Origin of the sequence: Phaeobacter sp. CAU 1743, assembly GCF_039839315.1 — a bacterium.
Taxonomy (GTDB): Bacteria; Pseudomonadota; Alphaproteobacteria; order Rhodobacterales; family Rhodobacteraceae; genus Phycobacter; species Phycobacter gallaeciensis_A.
Window position 1 is genome coordinate 19840 of sequence record NZ_JBDOQR010000031.1, and the last position, 19068, is coordinate 38907.

A 19068-nucleotide genomic window follows, 5' to 3' on the forward strand; every position below is an offset into this window, starting at 1 on the left:
TATGACACAGGCACCCTGCCCGCAGCGCCCATCCGGCGCAAAGGGAGCGGGCAACAGGTACGAATGAGGGCACAATGGCCGCAGGCATGAAAAATCTTTCCAGAACCTTTGTTTGGATCCTGATGGGGATGCTGATCGTCGGCCTTGCCGGTTTTGGTGCGGTCAATTTCACCGGCTCGATGAGCGCGGTTGCTTTGGTGGGCGACGAAGAAGTCACCGTCGACGCCTATGTGCGCGAGTTGCAGCGCGAACAACGCGCCATGCAGGCCCAGACCGGTCAGGCAATGCCGATGTCGCAGCTGACCGCAATGGGTTTGGATCAGGTTGTGCTCGGGCGGCTGATCGCCCTCGCCGCCATTGACAATGAGGTCAGCAAGCTGGGCATCTCCATCGGGGATGAAAACCTGCTGTCCGAACTGACCAAGGTCTCCTCGTTCCAGGACTCCAGCGGCCAGTTCGACCGCGAGACCTACCGCTTTACCCTCGACAACGCCGGTTTCACCGAAGCCGAGTTCGAAGACGATCTTCGCCGCGAGGCCTCACGCACGCTGGTCCAGGGCGCCATCATGTCCGGCACCAAGATGCCCGAAGTGATGAGTGACACGCTGGTGTCCTATATCGGCGAGCGCCGCAGCTTTTCCTACGTGCAACTGTCATCCGACGATGTGCTCCTGACGCAGGAGATGCCCGATGACACTGCGCTGCGTGCCTTCTATGACGACAATATCGCGGATTTCACCCTGCCGGAAACCAAATCCCTGACCTACGCGCATCTCAGCCCCGACATGCTGCTTGACACCGTTGAGGTCGATCAGGAGGCGCTGCGTGGCCTCTATGAAGATCGCGCCGATCAATACCTGATCCCGGAACGCCGTCTGGTGGAACGCCTTGTCTTTGCGGACAATGACAGCGCCGCAAGCGCCAAGGCGCAGCTTGACGTGAGCGGCACGACTTTTGAGGTCCTGGTGCAGGATCGCGGTCTGGCCCTGTCGGACGTGGATATGGGCGATGTGACCGAAGCTGACCTCTCGGATGCAGGCGCTGAAGTATTTGCTGCAGAGGTCGGCGATGTTGTTGGCCCGCTGCCATCGGATCTTGGCCCAGCACTCTACCGGGTGAACGGCCGCCTCGAAGCCCGCGAAACCAGCTTTGAAGAGGCCGAAGCCGAGCTGCGCGCCGAATTGGCCGCAGACCGCGCCCGCCGAGTGATTGAGCAGCAAGCCGAATCCATCGAGGACATGCTCGCTGGTGGCGTCACGCTGGAAGAACTGCCGGATCAGACAGACATGCAGATTGGCACCCTCGGCTGGACCGGGCTCAACGCCGAAGGCATCGCCGCATATGACGGATTCCGCGAGGCCGCAGAGGCCGTGACGGTTGATGATTTCCCCTCGGTCGCCTTCCTTGAGGATGGTAGCCTCTTTGCCCTGCGGCTCGACGAAGTCCTGCCCCCGCGCCCCGAGCCCTTCGAAGACGCTCGGGACAAGGTACTTGCCGCCTGGAACGAAAACCGGACAGCAGAGGCCGTAAACAACCTGGCACAGGATCTGCTGAAACAGACCGAGGCAGACGGAGCCTTCCCCGAAGGCTACGACGTGCAGACCGAGACGGCGCAAACCCGCACCGCCTATATCGACACCACCCCGGTCGAGATGATGATCGAGGTCTTCGAAATGAACCCGGGCGAGCTGCGCACCGTGTCCGGTGAAGGCTCCACCGTGGTGCTGCGCCTGGACGAGGTTCTGCCTGCCGAGGACACCAGCGAGGAAATGCAGATGCTGGCCAACGCGATGCAGACCCAGCTGGATCAGGCATTGTCGCAGGCGCTGTTCGAAGCCTTCGCGCAGGACGCACAGCTGCGCGCCGCACCGCGTGTTGACCAGCAGGCCCTGAACGCGGTTCAGGCCAATTTCCAATAAGCGCGCATAGATCAATCAAGGCACCTGACGATGGCTCTGACCCCGGATTTCGACACTTTCGCCGCCGCCTATGAGGCGGGAGAGAACCAGCTGGTCTATACCCGGCTGGCGGCTGACCTCGACACGCCCGTGTCGCTGATGCTCAAGCTGACGGGCGCCCAGAAGGACGCCTTCATGCTGGAATCGGTGACCGGTGGCGAGGTGCGCGGCCGTTACTCGATCATCGGCATGAAACCCGATCTGGTCTGGCGCTGCCGCGGCACGACATCCGAAATCAACCGCTCGGCCCGCTTTGATCCCGAGGGTTTCGAAGCGCAGCCGGGTGCGCCGCTGGACAACCTGCGCGCGCTTCTCGCCGAAAGCCGCATCGACCTGCCCGACGACCTGCCGCAGGCCGCAGCCGGGCTGTTCGGCTATCTTGGCTATGACATGGTCCGGCTGATCGAACATCTCCCGGACGTCAATCCCGACCCCCTTGGCCTGCCCGACGCGGTCATGATGCGCCCTTCGGTGGTCGCGGTTCTGGATGGCGTCAAAGGCGAGGTGACCGTGGTCTCCCCGGCCTGGACCGGAGATGGGAAATCGGCCAAGGCCGCCTATGCGCAGGCCGCCGAACGGGTGATGGACGCGGTGCGCGATCTGGAGCGCGCCATGCCCGCCGAAACCCGCGATCTTGGCGATGCGCACGAGGTGGCCCCGCCGGTCAGCAACTTCAGCAAATCCGGCTATATGGAAGCGGTGGAAAAGGCCAAGGAATACATCCGGGCGGGCGACATTTTTCAGGTGGTTCCGGCGCAGCGCTGGAAGCAGGACTTCCCGCTGCCGCCGTTCTCGCTTTACCGCTCTTTGCGGCGCACCAACCCATCGCCCTTCATGTTCTATTTTAACTTCGGTGGCTTTCAGGTGATTGGCGCCAGCCCCGAAATTCTGGTCCGTGTCTTTGGCAAAGAGGTCACCATCCGCCCCATCGCAGGCACCCGCCCGCGCGGCGCAACACCGGAAGAGGACAAGGCGCTGGAGGCCGATCTTCTGGCCGACAAGAAAGAGCTGGCAGAACACCTAATGCTGCTGGATCTGGGCCGCAACGATACGGGCCGCGTGTCAAAGATCGGCACTGTGCGCCCGACGGAAAAGTTCATCATCGAACGCTACAGCCACGTGATGCATATCGTATCGAACGTGGTGGGTGAGCTGGACGAGGACAAGGACGCTCTGGATGCGTTTTTTGCGGGCATGCCTGCGGGCACGGTGTCCGGCGCGCCAAAGGTCCGCGCGATGGAAATCATCGACGAGTTGGAGCCAGAAAAACGAGGCGTATACGGCGGCGGTGTCGGCTATTTCTCGGCCGGGGGCGACATGGATATGTGTATCGCCCTGCGCACGGCCATCGTGCAAGATCAGACGCTCTATATTCAGGCCGGTGGCGGTGTGGTCTATGACAGCGACCCCGAGGCCGAGTATCAGGAAACCGTGCATAAATCGAACGCGATCCGCCGCGCTGCTGCGGATGCCGCGCGTTTTACCGGCAGCCGCAACAGCTGATAACATCAAAGCGCTCCGGGGCGCGGGCAAGCATAAGCGACCCCGTGCCCCCGGGCTCTGCCCCGTGCGTGTCTATTACGGGTTATTCTGCCGTTACAGCCAGATTGGCGCGCAGACTGGCCGAAACCGGCGCCAGCGCCACCCGGCTGGCCCGGTCCTGCAGCCCCCACAGCAACAGTGCTGAAATCGTATCTGGCTGCAACCGCCCCAGCATGATCACTGCGCCTTCCTGACCGGCCCGGAAGGCCGCCTGATCCAAAAAGCGGCGAATGGCACGCGGGTTCTGACCGGCGCCATCGAAATCCCGGAACACCACGCCGGACGGCACGCCGTCGCGCAGCGCCAGTTTCTGCACGGTATTAAGGCCGCTGTTCTGCAGCACCAGCCCGTATCCCCCGGTCCGCGCCACGTCAGACACCTGATCCGCCAGCGGCCTGTTGCCCTGCACGCCAGTCTCGACGCCTTCCAGAATTCCCAGCGCCTGCGGCACCCGGTCCAGCCAGACCTCCATCGCAGTCTCCGCGTCCTGCGGCATGGCTTCGCGCGGCAGATCCGACAGGATCAGCACCTCAAAGCCCGCCGCCCGGCGCGCGGCCATTTTCTCAGTTGCCCTAGGATCTTCGGGATCGATAGCGAAGCTCAGCGGATAGGGGAAATCGACCAGCGCCTCAGCGCCAACGGATGTTTCATCATCGATGAGGACAATCGACATCAAGGGCCGCCCGTCGCTGCCAGCGAAGGGTTCGGAATAGGCATCAAACGGCTGCTGCGTGGTATCGACGCCCGCCGCAGCGGTCTCTTCGCTGTCGCGTTCGGTTAGCGGCACCACGCGGGTTCCGATCTGCGGCGATTGCGACGCGCGGCTTCCGTCTGCGGTTGGCAGCGAGGCGATCCGACCATTTTCCGGCGCATCCTCCGTCTCGGCCTCCTCGGCGGGCGGCATGTCTTCTTCCGGCTCCGCCTCGACGACCTCAGGCTGCTCAGGCGCGGGTTCGGGGGTGGAGAAGGCAATTACCGGAGGCGCGGTCGGATCCGGGGCGCTGCCCAATTGCGGCACCGGCACCGCAGCGGCTTGCTCCAGCTGAACCGTCTCGGGCGCGCCCTGCGGCGCCGTCATTTCAGGCGCGGTGCCAGGCGCCGGGCTGTCGGTCGGGCTCTGCCCCACCTCTGCCGTGGTGTCCGGCGCCTCGGGTGTCGGCGCCGGGGTCACGGACACCTCGACACCGTCGTCGCTCTCTGCTGTTTCGGGCAACATTGCAGGCTCAGCGCCGCCAGCCGCTGTTTCCGCCTCGGACGGGGCCTCTGGCACATCCGGCAGATCGGCATCGCCAGAGCCGCGCACATCGCCCGCGGGTCCGACTTCGGGACGGGCAGCCGGTTCGGTATCCAGAGAGGTCAGGTCATTGAGGTCATCCGCAGGCACCGTTTCAGGTGCTACCGGCGCGGCCTCGACCAGATCGGCATCGGGTTGCGGCGTCTCTATGGGCGCCAGCGCGCCCGATTGAGGCAAAGTGGCCTTTTCCGGTCCCGTGGCGCTGACGTCGACCTGCCGCGGCAGCGGGGTCGACAACGACCACATGGCAGCGCCGCACACCGCCACCAAAGCTCCGATACTCACGCCTCCCAGAAAGCCACGCATGCCCGCTCGCCCTTTATCCTTGTGTCCGGCCTGGCCATAAGGACCAGCGGGGCGGCACCCTGTCGCCACTGCTCCGCCGAGCCTTCAAAAACGCGCCGCGCTCTTGACGCTGCCTTGCAAGCCTGAACATGTATGTCGCAACAACTATACTGCGGCGCAAGCCCTGCCCGCCACCCATAAAAGAGCCTGCCAAGATGTTGCTGCTGATCGACAACTACGATTCCTTTACCTACAACCTTGTGCATTATCTGGGCGAGTTGGGCGCCACGATGGAAGTGCGCCGCAACGACGCGCTGGATGTCGAGGCCGCACTCGCCCTGCGCCCCGCCGGGATCCTGCTGAGCCCCGGCCCCTGCGATCCGGATCAGGCCGGGATCTGCCTGCCGCTGACCCTTGCTGCGGCAGAGGCCGGTATTCCGCTGTTGGGCGTCTGCCTTGGCCACCAGACCATCGGACAGGCCTTTGGCGGCAAGGTCGTGCGCTGCCACGAAATCGTGCATGGCAAGATGGGCGCAGTGCATCATCAGGGCAAAGGCGTCTTTGCCGGGGTGCCTTCTCCGTTCCAGGCGACGCGCTATCATTCGTTGGTGGTGGATCGCGACAGCCTGCCCGACTGCCTTGAGATCACAGCAGAGCTCGAAGACGGCACCATCATGGGGCTGCAACATCGGGAACTGCCGATCCACGGGGTGCAATTCCACCCGGAATCGATTGCCTCCGAGCACGGCCATACCCTGCTGAAGAACTTCCTGAATGAAATGAAGGTGCCCGCATGAGCGACCAGATGAAGCCGCTGATCGACGCCGCAGCCGACCGCCCGCTGACCCGGGCCGAGGCGGAGCAGGCATTCAAGCTGCTGTTCGAAGGCGAAGCGACCCCCAGCCAGATGGGCGGGCTGCTGATGGCCCTGCGTACCCGCGGCGAAACCGTCGATGAATATGCGGCTGCCGCCGCCGTGATGCGGTCAAAATGCAATCCGGTGAAGGCGCCCGAGGGCGCTATCGACATCGTCGGCACTGGCGGGGACGGCAAGGGCACGCTCAATATCTCGACCGCGACCGCATTCGTGGTCGCTGGTGCAGGCACGGTTGTCGCCAAACACGGCAACCGCAACCTCAGCTCAAAATCCGGAGCGGCAGATGCGCTGGGGCAGATGGGCATTCAGGTTATGGTCGGCGCAGAAGTGGTCGAAAAATCACTGAAAGAGGCCGGAATTGGCTTCATGATGGCCCCCATGCACCACCCTGCGATCGCCCATGTCATGCCCACCCGGCAGGAGCTTGGCACCCGGACGATCTTCAACATCCTCGGCCCGCTCACCAACCCTGCGGGCGTCAAACGCCAGCTGACCGGGGCTTTCTCCCGCGATCTGATCCGTCCCATGGCGGAAACACTTGGGCAGCTTGGCTCTGAACGGGCCTGGCTGGTGCATGGCTCGGATGGCACCGATGAGCTGACCATAACCGGCGTTAGCTGGGTCTCCGCGCTGGAAGAAGACGGCAGCATCCGCGATGTGGAACTGCACCCCGAGGACGCGGGCCTGCCGGTCCATCCGTTCGAGGATATCATCGGGGGCACGCCGGAAGAGAACGCGATTGCCTTCCGGGCGCTGCTGGACGGGCAGCCTTCGGCCTATCGCGATGCCGTCCTGCTCAACAGCGCCGCCGCGCTGGTGGTCGCCGGAGACGCCGAAGACCTGCGCGAAGGCGTCGCCAAGGCGGCCCACAGCATTGACAGCGGCGCCGCACGGGACAAAATCGCAACCGTCGCGCGGATCACATCCGGGGGCAACTGATGCCCTTGCCTGGTGGTCTTGGCGCCTGGTCCGACCTGCCGTTTTTTCAGCGTGACTGGCCCACAATAGAGGCTGCGCTGGCGGCAGAGACGCAGCCGGTTCTGCCCCCTGCGGCGCAGCGTTTTGCTGCGCTGGAGCTGACCCAGCCTGCAGACACCCGTGTCGTTATATTGGGACAAGATCCCTATCCAACCCCCGGCCATGCCCATGGGCTGGCCTTTTCAGTGGAACCGGACGTTGCGCCCCTGCCCCGATCACTTGGCAATATTTTCAAGGAGTTGCAGAGCGATATTGGTGCAGTGCCCACCACGGGCGACCTGCGCAGCTGGGCGCGGCAAGGGGTGCTGCTTCTCAATACCGCGCTCAGCGTACCGGCGGGGGACGCGAACGGGCACAAGGATCTGGGATGGCTATCCCTGATCGAAGAGGTGCTGCAGCGCACATCGCAGCGCCCCACGGCCTATGTGTTTTGGGGAAAACAGGCACAAAGGCTTGAAAAACACCTGAATCCGGGCGATCACCTGATCCTGAAGACCCCGCATCCCTCGCCGCTTTCGGCGCGGCGCGGCTTTTTCGGGTCCCGGCCGTTTTCGGCAATAAACACATGGCTGCGCGCGCGCGGCGAAGCGCCCATCGACTGGGCCAGCTGACTGGAGGCAACGCGATGACAGAAAACGTGCTCGACAAGATCAAGGCCTACAAGCTGGAGGAAGTCGCCGCCGACAAGGCCGCCGTTCCGCTAACCGAGGTTGAGGCCATGGCTCGCAACGCGTCTCCGGTGCGCGGGTTTGCAAATGCGCTGCTCGGGGCCAGCCGCGAAGGCTACGGCCTGATCGCGGAAATCAAGAAAGCCAGCCCCTCCAAAGGATTGATCCGCGAGGATTTCGACCCCGTAGCGCTGGCAGAGGCTTATGAACAGGGTGGCGCCACCTGCCTGTCCGTGCTGACCGATACGCCCAGCTTTCAGGGCGCCAAATCCTTTTTGACCGAGGCACGTGATGCCTGCAGCCTGCCCGCGCTGCGCAAGGATTTCATGTATGATACCTATCAGGTGGCCGAGGCGCGTGCACTGGGCGCCGATTGTATCCTCATCATTCTCGCCTCTGTCAGTGACACGCAAGCAGCCGAGCTGGAAGACTGCGCCACCGAATGGGGCATGGATGTTCTTCTGGAGGTGCATGATGCCGAGGAACTGGAACGCGCCTGCGCGCTGAAGTCGCCCCTGATGGGAATAAACAACCGAAATCTCAAGACCTTCGAGACCACTCTGGACACCACGCGGGAACTGTCGCGCATGGTTCCGGCAGATCGCACCATCGTCTGCGAAAGCGGCTTGTTCACGCCGCAGGATCTGTCGGACATGGCCCGCTATGGCGCCCGCAGCTTCCTGATCGGGGAATCCCTGATGCGTCAGGAGGACGTGGCCTCCGCAACCCGCCACCTGCTCGCCAATCCCCTGACACCGGGAGCGATGTGATGCCGCTGACGCATTTTGACGGCAAGGGCGACGCCCATATGGTCGATGTCTCGGACAAGGCAGTGACCGCGCGTATCGCCACCGCCGAAGGCCACATCACCATGGCCCGGGAAACCTTTGATATTATTTCCGAAGGCCGCGCAAAAAAGGGCGATGTGCTGAGCGTGGCCCGGCTGGCCGGGATCATGGGCGCCAAGAAAACGCCAGAGCTGATCCCGCTCTGCCATCCGCTGCCGGTGACCAAGGTCGCGGTTGAGCTGACCCTGGACCCCGATCTTCCGGGCGTGCGCATCGAAGGCACCGTCAAGACCACCGGCCAGACCGGGGTCGAGATGGAAGCCCTGACCGCGGTGTCGACTGCGGCGCTCACCGTCTATGACATGGCCAAGGCCGTGGACAAGGCGATGGAAATCGGTGGCATCCGCGTTACGCTAAAAGATGGCGGAAAATCAGGACGGTACGAGGCTTAAATGATCTCAGTCAGCGAGGCACGCGCGCATCTTCTGGAGCTGGTTTCCCCGCTTGGAACCGAACTGGTCCCTCTCGCTGAGGCTGCGGGCCGGGTTCTGGCCGACGACGTCGCCGCCCGCCGGGATCAACCGCCCTTTGCCGCATCGGCGATGGACGGGTACACGGTAAAATCTGCCGAGGTCGAACTTCACGCCATGTTCAAGGTGATCGGCGAAGCCGCCGCCGGCCACGGATTTGACGGCACCGTCGGCGCGGGTCAAGCGGTGCGTATCTTCACCGGCGCACCGATCCCCGACGGAGCCGATTTCGTCGTCATTCAGGAAGACGTCACCGCAAAAGGTACCCTGATCACCATCACCGACGCACCCGGCGACAATCCCAACGTTCGCCCGCGCGGTGGTGATTTCAAAAACGGCCAGACCATCTCGGCGCCGCGGCTGCTAACACCATCTGACATCGCCCTCCTCGCTGCGATGAATATTGCCGAGGTCCCCGTTGCCCGCAAACCCGACATCGCCCTGATCTCCACCGGGGATGAATTGGTCATGCCCGGCAGCACTCCTGGACCGGATCAAATCATCGCCTCCAACACATTTGGATTGAAGGCAATGCTGGAGGGTCTGGGCGCACAGGTCCGGATCCTGCCCATCGCGCGGGACACCCACAGCTCTCTGCGCACCGCCTTTTCGCTGGCCGAGGGCGCTGATCTGATCGTCACCATTGGTGGCGCCTCGGTTGGCGATCATGATCTGGTTGGCGAGGTTGCCGCCGACCTTGGCATGGAGCGGAGTTTCTACAAGGTGGCGATGCGCCCCGGCAAACCGCTGATGGCTGGCCGCCTTGGCACCTCTGCCATGGCCGGACTGCCAGGTAATCCAGTGTCGGCCATGGTCTGCGGCCATATCTTCCTGGCACCAATGGTGCGGGCTATGCTGGGGCTGCCGCCCTTACAAGAGGTTATTCTCTCCGCGCCGCTGGCAGCACCGCTGGGACAGAACGGTCCGAGAGAGCATTACATGCGCGCCACCCTGACGGAGGACGGGCAGATCCGCGCGTTCGAGCGGCAGGACAGTGCGCTGCTGACGGTACTGGCAGAGGCCGACGCCCTGTTGATCCGCCCGCCGCATGATCCGCCCCGGGAGATCGGCGAAACAATGTCCTATCTGCGCTTGATCTGATGTTTCCGGCGCCGGGACGGCTGCCGTATCCCAACCGTCTCTCAGGTTGACCGCTCTTGCGGTATGCCCGCGCGCCACACGCCCCTTGCCCCCTGTGATACCCCGGCCGTTCGGTGCGTCGCCACAACGCCACCGGGAAATTCGCATGGGGTCCGTTGACACAAAACGAGAACATGACTAGAACAAAGGGAAACATGGCAAAGCGTCATAGGGCGCAGAGGGGCGGACATGCTGACCAAGAAGCAATTGGATTTGTTGGAATTCATTCACACGCGTCTGCAAAAGGACGGTGTCCCGCCCAGCTTTGACGAAATGAAGATCGCACTGGATTTGCGGTCGAAATCCGGCATCCACCGCCTGATCACTGCTTTGGAAGAACGCGGTTTCATCCGCCGCCTGGCCCACCGCGCCCGCGCCATCGAAATCCTGCGTCTCCCTGACAGTATCAGCGGCGGATCCACCGAGACGGGCACGGATCGCTCCGCCAGTGCAGATGCGGGACCGGCTGCGGCCAACACCGACCGAGCGATTGGCTCCGCAATGGACTTGCCCGTCATGGGGCGCATCGCTGCAGGTGTGCCGATCGAGGCAATCAGCCAGATGGCCAGCAAGGTGACTGTGCCCAGTTCGATGCTAACCTCATCCGGTAGCCACTACGCCCTTGAGGTGCGCGGCGACTCGATGATCGACGCCGGGATCAACAACGGCGATATCGTGGTGATCCGCGAAACCGACACGGCGGACGATGGCGACATCGTGGTCGCCTTGGTTCAGGGGCATGAAGCCACGCTGAAAAAGATCTATCGCCGCAACGGCGCGATTGAACTGGAGGCCGCCAACCCGGCTTATGAAACCCGCGCCTACCCCTCCGATCAGGTTGAGGTACAGGGGCGGCTGGTTGGCTTGATCCGCAGCTACTGACAGCCCGCACCGCTGTTTGGTGGGCGGAGTGTCGGCCAGTTGTTGTATACGGCGGACACCGGCCCGGTTCGGATGAGCCGTACCAATCGCGGTCAATGGCCCTAGCGGGTCCAGATGCGCTGCCCTGACAGGTCCCTCGCCGTGGTCAATTTGCCTTGCTGATCGATCACAATACTGCCCATGCGCCGCAATTGCTGTAGCCCCAAAATGATGCAGCCGCCCTCCGGCTTCAGATCGACCGTCGACACCAGAATCTCCCTCTCAGCACATGAGGTCAAACGCTCCGCAGCCCTGCTGCCTACCGCATGCACCAGACTGTAGGGACCAACCCTGGCGCGGCGCAGGTTCCGATCATTGTCCTGAGGCCGCCAGCGCTTTGCGGCAACGGCCTGCTTGACGGGATCGCCGTCGTTTTCCAACCAGACCCGCGCGGCAAAGCCCTGCCCCTTGCTGCGGGACAAGGCCCGGCCCTCTGGCCCCATCACCCCGACCAAGCCGCCGTTCGATGAAATCAGCGCCAGCGGACGTGTGGCTTGCGACCAGAGCGCAAAGGCCAGTGCAACCGGCAACACCCCGAGAAGGCGCAAACGTCCCAGCCAGATCAACAGGAACAAACCACCGACTGACAGCAGTGGCAGCACCCAAGGCCCCGGCTGCATCACCGTGCCCTCTGCTCCCGGCAGGTCCGCAACCGCGCGGGCGACGGTCAGGATCCAGTCAATGCCGGCCCCCATCGCCGCCAGGCCGAGGCCCTGCAGACCCAGGGGCAGCAGGCAAAAGGACAGAACTGCGGCGGGCACGACGACAAGGCCCATCACCGGCACCGCCAACAGGTTGGCCAGCAGACCATAATGCGACAGGGTGTTGAAATGCGCCGCGCCAAAAGGCGCCGTGGCAAGCCCTGCAACCAGCGAGGACAGAACCAGCGCCGCAACCGGCCGCAGCCATCGCGGCCCAAGGGTGATCCCATCGTCCCGAACCCAGCCGAACACCCCCACCAACGCGGCCGTGGCAGCAAAGCTCATCTGGAATCCCGGGCTGAGCAGCGTTTCGGGGCGGCGCAACAGCACCAGAACCGCAGCGATGGCAACCGCGCGCAGGGAAATCGCCCGCCGGTCCAGCAGCACCGCGGCAAACATCACCGCCACCATGATAAAGGCCCGCTCGGTCGCGACATTCCCGCCGGACAGGGCAAGGTATCCGCTCGCCGCCAGCAAGGCCGCAGCCGCTGACAGCTTCTTAACGTTCAGCCGTAGGGCAATGGGCGGCACCAAACAGAAGGTGAACCGCAGAGCGGCAAAGACGAATCCGGCCACCAGCCCCATATGCAAGCCGGAAATGGCCAGCAAATGCGCCAGATTGCTGGCCCGCAAATCCCCAAGCGTGCCCTGACCGACGCCACTGCGGTCCCCGGTTGTGATGGCGGCTGCGATGGCGCCTGTCTCGCCGGGCAGCCGCTGGCGCAGGGCCAAAGACAGATCCCGCCGCAGCCCGGCCAAGGTCAGCCCCGGCGGGCCGGGATCAAGGGTCAGCACGGCAACCCGGGTATAGCCATTGGCGCCCAGTTGCAGAAACCAGGCGTGGCGTCGGAAATCAAAACCGCCCGGCTCTGCCGGACCTTGTGGCGGCATCAGATGCGCCGTGGTGGCCACCCTTGCGCCGGGCGGAGGCAAGCCGCTGTCCACCGGCACAGAAATTCGCACCCGTGCAGGCGTTCTGTCCGGCGACACCTGTTTCAGCCGTACCTGATCCAGCGTGAGCCGCAGCATATCGCGCGCCGACCGGTCGATATGGACGACGCGCCCTTCGACCGGACCGTAGTAGCGAAAGCCCAGCACCGAAGCGGCCACTGAATGAGACCGCCAACCCGCAGCCATAAACCCAACAACACAAAGAAGAACCGCACGGGCCAGCAGTCCGCTGGTGCTACCCCGCAAGGACAAACCGGCGCATAACCCACCAACACCCAGGGCGCAAAGGTAGGCCAGCGTCCCCGGCTCGACCGGGAGCGCAAAAAAGACCCCTATTCCAAGTCCCAGAAACACCGGCACCCAGGCCAGTAAATGTCCCCTTTGAACCTGTAGCAGCGGGTCCAGGATAGGCATCATACGCATGCTTGCTCCTGACCCTTCGGGTGGGTAGACAGGCAGAAACGCTACTCCTCTTATGGTTTCCAAAAGGTAAATCACCTCCATGTCCAAACCGGTCGTCACCCGTTTCGCCCCTTCGCCCACCGGCTTTCTGCATATCGGCGGCGCCCGCACCGCGCTGTTCAACTGGCTTTATGCGCGCGGACGCGGCGGTAAATTCCTGCTCAGAATCGAAGATACCGACCGGGAACGCTCCACCCCCGAAGCCACCGCAGCGATCCTGCAGGGGCTGGACTGGCTGGGTCTGGATCACGACGGAGAGGTGATCAGCCAGTTCGAGCGCGCCGACCGTCACGCCGAGGTCGCGCATCAGCTGCTGGCCGAAGGCAAGGCCTACAAATGCTTCGCCACCCAGGAAGAAATCGCCGCCTTCCGCGATGCGGCCCGGGCCGAGGGTAAATCAACGCTCTACCGCTCGCCCTGGCGCGATGCCGATGCCTCCACTCATCCGGATGCGCCTTACGTGGTGCGCATCAAGGCCCCGCAGGAGGGGACTTCGGTCATTCGCGATCAGGTGCAGGGCGATGTCTCCATCCGCAACGACCAGCTGGATGACATGATTCTGCTGCGGTCCGATGGCACGCCTGTTTATATGCTGGCCGTGGTCGTGGACGATTATGACATGGGCGTCACCCATGTAATCCGCGGCGACGACCATCTCAACAACGCCGCCCGTCAGATGATGATCTACGAGGCGATGGGCTGGGACATTCCGGTCTGGGCGCATATTCCGCTGATCCATGGCCCCGACGGCAAGAAACTGTCGAAACGCCACGGCGCCCTTGGCGCGCAGGAGTATCAGGCCATGGGATATCCCGCGGCTGGCATGCGCAACTATCTGGCCCGTCTCGGCTGGAGCCATGGCGACGATGAGTTCTTCACCGACGCGCAAGCACGCGAATGGTTCGATCTGGATGGAATCGGCAAAAGCCCGGCCCGGTTCGATACCAAAAAGCTGGAAAGCCTCTGCGGGCAGCATATCGCCGTTAGCGATGACGCTGCACTGCGGCAGGAGATCGGAGCCTATCTTGCCGCAGCCGGTGAGCCTGCCCTGACTGACGTTCAGTCAACTGATCTTGAACGGGCCATGTACTGCCTGAAAGATCGCGCCAAGACTTTCCCTGAACTTCTTGAGAAAGCGCATTTTATCCTGACGTCACGCCCCATCGAACCGGATGCAAAGGCGGCCAAGGCGCTGGCATCTGTATCCGATAGTATACTGAATGAATTGACGCCGCAGTTGCAAAGTGCTAGCTGGACGCGTGACGATCTGGAGGCGCTTCTCAACCAATTCGCGGAAGCACAGGATACCAAGTTCGGTAAGCTGGCCGGCCCGCTGAGAGCGGCCCTGGCAGGCCGGGCGGTAACGCCTTCGGTGTTCGATATGATGCTGATTTTGGGCCGTGAGGAAACATTGGCCCGTTTGACCGACGCTGCAGGCTGATCCCGCCTCTTAACCCTTGGGTAAGTCTGCTTCGATACGACCTCACCTGCGCAGTCCACGCGCAGGTGCTGCCTGCACGAAGCCCGGATTTCTCCGGGTTTTCGTGCCTGTAACAGGAAGGGACATCTATGACCGATACCAATAAGACAGCCCAGCTCAGCCTGAATGGCGAAACTTACGAGCTTCCCATCTTCTCTCCGACAGCCGGGCCCGATGTTCTCGACATCCGCAAACTCTACGCGCAGGCCGGTGTCTTCACTTACGATCCGGGCTTCACTTCGACCGCAAGCTGCGACAGCACCATCACCTTCATCGATGGTGGCAAGGGCGAGCTGCTGCACCGTGGCTACCCGATCGACCAACTTGCAGCCAATTCGCACCACCTCGAAGTCTGCTACCTGCTGCTTTACGGTGAGCTGCCGACCGCTGCTCAGCTGGAAGATTTCGAAGCGCGTGTGACCCGTCACACCATGGTGCACGAGCAGATGCACAACTTCTTCCGTGGTTTCCGCCGCGATGCACACCCGATGGCGACCCTGGTTGGTGTGGTTGGCGCGATGTCCGCCTTCTACCACGACTCCACCGATATCGCCGATCCGTGGCAGCGCGAGGTCGCCTCGATCCGCCTGATCGCAAAACTGCCGACCATCGCCGCGATGGCCTATAAATATTCGATCGGTCAGCCCTTCGTCTATCCGCGCAACGATCTGGATTACGCCGCGAACTTCCTGCACATGTGTTTCTCGGTTCCGGCCGAAGAATATCACGTCGACCCGATCCTGGCCCGCGCCATGGACCGGATCTTTATCCTGCACGCGGACCACGAACAGAACGCTTCGACCTCGACCGTGCGTCTGGCGTCCTCTTCGGGTGCAAACCCGTTCGCTTGTATCGCGGCTGGTATCGCCTGCCTCTGGGGTCCGGCCCATGGCGGCGCCAACCAGGCTTGCCTCGAGATGCTGAAAGAAATCGGCACCGTCGACAAGATCCCCGAGTTCATCGCCCGCGCCAAGGACAAGAACGATCCGTTCCGCCTGATGGGCTTTGGTCACCGCGTGTACAAAAACACCGACCCGCGCGCCAAGGTTCTGAAACAGTCCGCGGATGAGGTTCTTGAACTGCTCGGCGTCGAGGACAACCCGCTGCTGCAGGTTGCCAAGGAGCTGGAACAGACCGCGCTCAACGACCCCTACTTCATCGAGAAGAAACTGTTCCCGAACGTCGACTTCTACTCGGGCATCATCCTGGAGGCGATGGGCTTCCCGACCTCGATGTTTACGCCGATCTTCGCGCTGTCGCGCACCGTCGGCTGGATCTCCCAGTGGAAAGAGATGATCGCAGACCCACAGAACAAAATCGGTCGTCCGCGTCAGCTGTACCTCGGCGAAACCGCCCGCGATTACGTGGATATCGAAAACCGCTGATCGGCATGACAGCCTTGATTGGACGCCTCGCACCTTCTGGGTGCGGGGCGTTTTTTGTTGGCTGGAGCGGCCCTCCAGCTGCGTCCAACTCCCCGGATTCCCCGAGTTCACTCCCAAGATTGTTCTAAATTTGTAGATAATTCTTCTCATCACGAACCATTATCCGCGCGCTCATCTGCAATAGCGGTGTTTACCTACTCTTTAGCTAGGCAGGTCGAATGGGATGGTTTATTAAATTTTTATTGTTATTTGGGGGAATTTTTATGTTTTGGATGGCCATGATCGGCGTCGGCCTGCTTGCGGGTTTTGTATTTCTCGAATCGGATGATGAGGTTGAGACCTCGGAAACAATTACCGAAGAGGAGCAACCGGATGATGCGTTTACCGGTGCCAGCGGTGACGACGAGATAACCGGAAACCGGCAGGACAACACGCTTTTGGGGCGTAATGGCGATGATGACCTCGCCGGTCAGCGCGGGTCCGACAGGGTCTTTGGCGACGGTGGCATGGACACCGTTTCCGGCGGCGGTGGCGACGACAGCGTATTTGGCGGCAACGGGGATGATTTTGTCACCGGTGACCGCGGTGATGACATGCTCCGCGGCGGGCGCGACCATGACATCCTTTTGGATAATCAAGGCTCTGACAGCTTGCATGGCGATCTCGGCCAGGATCTTATCATCGCAAGCGGGCAACTTCTCGAGGGGACTATCGACAACCTGGAACAAGATCGCTCTCTGGAGAATGGCGCCCGAGATCTTCTGGAGCAACTTGGCATCGACTTCTCCGAAGACACCGATTCCCGCGGCGACAGCGTCGATGGCGGCGAAGGGGACGACACCCTTGTGTTCGGAGTAGATGACACGGTCATCGGCGGCAGCGGCAAGGATCTGTTCGTCACGGCATCCTGGCTGGAAGGTGAACCTGCGGCAACCATCACAGATTTTTCACGGGGCGAAGATCAGCTTATCTACGGCTATGATCCCTTGGATGGACCTGCGCCCGCGTTGACGGTGGACCACCTTCCCAACGAGACCGAAGGCAGCGATGCAATCGTCTATGCGGATGGGGTGGAGGTTATTCGGGTGCTGGATCAGGATGGTACGTTTGATCCCGCGCAGGACATTCGCGTGATCCCCTATGGAGCTCGGGCGACTACCTGATCGACAGCGGGTCCTGCAATTCTGAACTGTGGGACCCCTTCCAGATAAGGACGGAACCAATCCCGCCGATCGCCACCAATCAAGAATTGTCACCCTTAAAGAAACAATACCAACCGTTTGTTTTTCATTAAAAATTGACACACCCCCCCCTCAAGATTATCTTTCCGCAAGTTGTATTTAGAACTTTCAGGATATTCCTATGATTGCTCTTTTCGCGCTTGTTTCTCTTGGCCTTTTTGCAGGGCTTATTCTTGATGCAACCGACGATGATCAAGATCCCACCGCTGAAGGGGAAGACCTTTCCGGAACCGAGGAAGGCGATGTTCTGACCGGTACCGATTTAGATGATACCATCCATGGCGGGGATGGATCGGATGCCATTACTGGCGGTGGGGGCGATGACTGGCTACGCGGCGGCTCCGATCAGGATGTGCTTATCGGCGAAGAAGGTAACGATAGCATCACCGGAAGCCTCGGCGCCGATTGGCTGCAGGGAGACCAGGGGCAAGACACATTGAACGGCGGGTTCGGTGGCGACGGGCTTTATGGCGGCGAAGGGTCCGACATCATGCTCGGCGGGGCTGGCGACGACGTTCTTTCCGGTGTCGTCATGTATGAGATCGCGGAAGATCAGGCAGCAGATGCCTTGGAGGATATTCAGGACGGATTTGGCGTCAGAATGACCCCATACTTCAGCTCCGTCTCAGACGATGGCGACAGCGACACTCTTCTGGGCGGTGACGGCCATGACACCTTGATTGCCGGCGACGGAGATATTCTGACGGGCGGTGGCGGCAGCAACGACTTCATTACAGGTGCCTGGGCGCAAGGTAACGACCTTGCAGTCATTACCGACTTCGACTTGGATGAAGACGCGGTTCTCTACTACTATCCTGAAAGCGAAGAGGCCCCCGACCTCACCGTCACATCCGAAGAGAACGGGTCCGGTGGTCAGGACAGCACCCTATATGCCGATGGGGTCTCCATCATGCGGATCAACGACACGGACGGATTGTTCAGCGTCGATGTCCATGTCCGCCTACGCGCAACCGCCGCAGAAATCTAAAAGAAAGTCGGCCCCGCGTCAGAATAACCGACCGGGCCGGTCCCCTACTAACGCCCTTCGAACTTGGCTGGGCGTTTTTCCATGAAGGCAGTTACTCCTTCCAGGAAATCGCGGGTCTTGCCGCATTCGCCCTGTAACTGCGCCTCAATCGACAGCTGTTCGGGCAGGCTTTTGTCATAGCTGCCGCGCATCGCGGTCTTGATGGCGCCAAAGGCCTTGGTCGGACCTTCGGCCAGATAGGCCGCGCGCGCCCGCCAATGGGCGTCGAACTCGGCGTCCGGTACCGCTTCCCAGATCATGCCCCAGTCGCTGGCTTGCTTGGCCGTGATCTTGTCCGCAAACAGGGCCGCGCCCATCGCCTTGGCCAGCCCCATCTGGCGCGGCAGGAACCAGGTCCCACCAGCATCGGGCATCAGGCCGATCCGGGCAAAGGCCTGCAGGAAATAGGCGCTCTCGGTCGCGATTACCACATCGGCTGCCAGCGCCAGATTGGCCCCTGCCCCGGCCACTGGACCGTTGACCGCCGCCATGGTCGGCACCGGGCAATCATAAAGCGCCTCAAGCATCGGCGTGTATTCGTCGCGCAGCGTCCGCTCCAGATCCAGGTCGCCAGAGCCAGAGGCATCGCTCAGATCCTGCCCCGAGCAAAAGGCGCTGCCAGCGCCGGTGAGCACCACAGCGCGTGCCTCGCCCGCGGCCTGTTTCAGGGCATGGGTCAGTTCGGCCCGCATCTGACCAGTCAGCGCGTTCATCTTCGACGGGCGGTTCAGCGTCAGGATCGCCAATCCGTTCTCAAGCGAATATTGGATTTCTTTATAGTCCATCAGAGGGCCTCGTCTGTCTTCTCTCGGATCCCCGCGGGCCAGTGGCGCCGCAGAG

16 protein-coding genes are annotated in these 19068 nt (G+C 62.1%); 13 read left to right on the plus strand and 3 right to left on the minus strand.

The window, feature by feature from the left end; translation table 11 throughout:
- Positions 1-74 precede the first annotated feature (74 nt).
- Together AAFO90_RS13190 and trpE are read left to right on the plus strand one after the other, a co-directional pair.
- Entirely contained in the window at positions 75-1919 is a 1845-nt protein-coding gene (locus AAFO90_RS13190; protein ID WP_347509685.1) for a SurA N-terminal domain-containing protein, read from the plus strand.
- A gap of 30 nt (positions 1920-1949) precedes the next feature.
- Positions 1950-3461: an anthranilate synthase component I gene (gene trpE / locus AAFO90_RS13195; protein ID WP_065270161.1), complete on the plus strand. Its 1512-nt coding sequence runs from the start codon at positions 1950-1952 to the stop codon at positions 3459-3461.
- Between the two features lie 82 nt (positions 3462-3543).
- Here trpE and AAFO90_RS13200 read toward each other — a convergent pair whose 3' ends face one another.
- Positions 3544-5100 (minus strand): divergent polysaccharide deacetylase family protein, encoded by a 1557-nt coding sequence (locus AAFO90_RS13200; protein ID WP_347509686.1) that lies wholly within the window; start codon positions 5098-5100, stop codon positions 3544-3546.
- 194 nt (positions 5101-5294) lie between these two features.
- Between AAFO90_RS13200 and AAFO90_RS13205 the strand changes: the two genes are divergently transcribed.
- The 7 genes from AAFO90_RS13205 (at position 5295) to lexA (ending at position 10942) form a co-directional block, all read left to right on the plus strand.
- Positions 5295-5876 carry an aminodeoxychorismate/anthranilate synthase component II gene (locus AAFO90_RS13205; RefSeq protein ID WP_347509687.1) on the plus strand — a complete coding sequence of 194 codons (582 nt, stop codon included), beginning with the start codon at positions 5295-5297 and terminating at the stop codon, positions 5874-5876.
- Positions 5873-6895 (plus strand): anthranilate phosphoribosyltransferase, encoded by a 1023-nt coding sequence (gene trpD / locus AAFO90_RS13210; RefSeq protein WP_347509688.1) that lies wholly within the window; start codon positions 5873-5875, stop codon positions 6893-6895. The genes AAFO90_RS13205 and trpD overlap by 4 nt, the downstream gene beginning before the upstream one ends.
- On the plus strand, positions 6895-7545 hold the full coding sequence (locus AAFO90_RS13215; RefSeq protein WP_274832166.1) for a uracil-DNA glycosylase: 651 nt from the start codon (positions 6895-6897) through the stop codon (positions 7543-7545). Before trpD ends, AAFO90_RS13215 begins: the two co-directional genes overlap by 1 nt.
- 14 nt (positions 7546-7559) lie before the next feature.
- On the plus strand, positions 7560-8372 hold the full coding sequence (trpC, locus tag AAFO90_RS13220; protein WP_347509689.1) for an indole-3-glycerol phosphate synthase TrpC: 813 nt from the start codon (positions 7560-7562) through the stop codon (positions 8370-8372).
- Positions 8372-8842, plus strand: coding sequence for a cyclic pyranopterin monophosphate synthase MoaC (gene moaC, locus AAFO90_RS13225; protein ID WP_065270156.1), 471 nt, complete (start codon positions 8372-8374; stop codon positions 8840-8842). Before trpC ends, moaC begins: the two co-directional genes overlap by 1 nt.
- The gene (gene glp / locus AAFO90_RS13230) at positions 8843-10021 is read left to right on the plus strand and encodes a gephyrin-like molybdotransferase Glp (protein ID WP_347509690.1); all 1179 of its coding nucleotides are present in this window, start codon (positions 8843-8845) and stop codon (positions 10019-10021) included.
- Positions 10022-10249: 228 nt separating this feature from the next.
- Positions 10250-10942 carry a transcriptional repressor LexA gene (gene lexA / locus AAFO90_RS13235; RefSeq protein WP_274828025.1) on the plus strand — a complete coding sequence of 231 codons (693 nt, stop codon included), beginning with the start codon at positions 10250-10252 and terminating at the stop codon, positions 10940-10942.
- A 101-nt stretch (positions 10943-11043) separates the two neighbouring features.
- Here lexA and AAFO90_RS13240 read toward each other — a convergent pair whose 3' ends face one another.
- Positions 11044-13056 carry a ComEC/Rec2 family competence protein gene (locus AAFO90_RS13240; protein ID WP_347509691.1) on the minus strand — a complete coding sequence of 671 codons (2013 nt, stop codon included), beginning with the start codon at positions 13054-13056 and terminating at the stop codon, positions 11044-11046.
- 79 nt (positions 13057-13135) lie between these two features.
- Between AAFO90_RS13240 and gltX the strand changes: the two genes are divergently transcribed.
- The 4 genes from gltX (at position 13136) to AAFO90_RS13260 (ending at position 18189) form a co-directional block, all read left to right on the plus strand.
- Positions 13136-14536 (plus strand): glutamate--tRNA ligase, encoded by a 1401-nt coding sequence (gene gltX, locus AAFO90_RS13245; RefSeq protein ID WP_347509692.1) that lies wholly within the window; start codon positions 13136-13138, stop codon positions 14534-14536.
- Between the two features lie 128 nt (positions 14537-14664).
- A complete protein-coding gene (gene gltA / locus AAFO90_RS13250; RefSeq protein ID WP_065270151.1) occupies positions 14665-15960 on the plus strand; it encodes a citrate synthase in 1296 nt (431 codons plus the stop codon).
- Positions 15961-16178: 218 nt separating this feature from the next.
- Positions 16179-17123, plus strand: a complete 945-nt coding sequence (locus AAFO90_RS13255; RefSeq protein WP_347509693.1) for a calcium-binding protein — start codon at positions 16179-16181, stop codon at positions 17121-17123.
- 199 nt (positions 17124-17322) lie between these two features.
- Positions 17323-18189 (plus strand): calcium-binding protein, encoded by an 867-nt coding sequence (locus AAFO90_RS13260; protein ID WP_347509694.1) that lies wholly within the window; start codon positions 17323-17325, stop codon positions 18187-18189.
- A gap of 47 nt (positions 18190-18236) precedes the next feature.
- On the opposite strand, the gene AAFO90_RS13265 is transcribed toward AAFO90_RS13260, so the two are convergent.
- Positions 18237-19013 (minus strand): enoyl-CoA hydratase-related protein, encoded by a 777-nt coding sequence (locus AAFO90_RS13265; protein ID WP_347509695.1) that lies wholly within the window; start codon positions 19011-19013, stop codon positions 18237-18239.
- Positions 19014-19068: the final 55 nt, after the last annotated feature.

Bases quoted from the DNA above. Each gene is read 5' to 3' on its own strand.
- gltA (WP_065270151.1), top strand. From the start codon at position 14,665: ATGACCGATACCAATAAGACAGCCCAGCTCAGCCTGAATGGCGAAACT.
- glp (WP_347509690.1), top strand. From the start codon at position 8,843: ATGATCTCAGTCAGCGAGGCACGCGCGCATCTTCTGGAGCTGGTTTCC.
- trpC (WP_347509689.1), top strand. From the start codon at position 7,560: ATGACAGAAAACGTGCTCGACAAGATCAAGGCCTACAAGCTGGAGGAA.
- trpE (WP_065270161.1), top strand. From the start codon at position 1,950: ATGGCTCTGACCCCGGATTTCGACACTTTCGCCGCCGCCTATGAGGCG.
- moaC (WP_065270156.1), top strand. From the start codon at position 8,372: ATGCCGCTGACGCATTTTGACGGCAAGGGCGACGCCCATATGGTCGAT.
- trpD (WP_347509688.1), top strand. From the start codon at position 5,873: ATGAGCGACCAGATGAAGCCGCTGATCGACGCCGCAGCCGACCGCCCG.
- gltX (WP_347509692.1), top strand. From the start codon at position 13,136: ATGTCCAAACCGGTCGTCACCCGTTTCGCCCCTTCGCCCACCGGCTTT.
- AAFO90_RS13255 (WP_347509693.1), top strand. From the start codon at position 16,179: ATGGGATGGTTTATTAAATTTTTATTGTTATTTGGGGGAATTTTTATG.
- AAFO90_RS13200 (WP_347509686.1), bottom strand. From the start codon at position 5,100: ATGCGTGGCTTTCTGGGAGGCGTGAGTATCGGAGCTTTGGTGGCGGTG.
- AAFO90_RS13205 (WP_347509687.1), top strand. From the start codon at position 5,295: ATGTTGCTGCTGATCGACAACTACGATTCCTTTACCTACAACCTTGTG.
- AAFO90_RS13265 (WP_347509695.1), bottom strand. From the start codon at position 19,013: ATGGACTATAAAGAAATCCAATATTCGCTTGAGAACGGATTGGCGATC.
- AAFO90_RS13190 (WP_347509685.1), top strand. From the start codon at position 75: ATGGCCGCAGGCATGAAAAATCTTTCCAGAACCTTTGTTTGGATCCTG.
- AAFO90_RS13260 (WP_347509694.1), top strand. From the start codon at position 17,323: ATGATTGCTCTTTTCGCGCTTGTTTCTCTTGGCCTTTTTGCAGGGCTT.
- AAFO90_RS13240 (WP_347509691.1), bottom strand. From the start codon at position 13,056: ATGCGTATGATGCCTATCCTGGACCCGCTGCTACAGGTTCAAAGGGGA.
- lexA (WP_274828025.1), top strand. From the start codon at position 10,250: ATGCTGACCAAGAAGCAATTGGATTTGTTGGAATTCATTCACACGCGT.
- AAFO90_RS13215 (WP_274832166.1), top strand. From the start codon at position 6,895: ATGCCCTTGCCTGGTGGTCTTGGCGCCTGGTCCGACCTGCCGTTTTTT.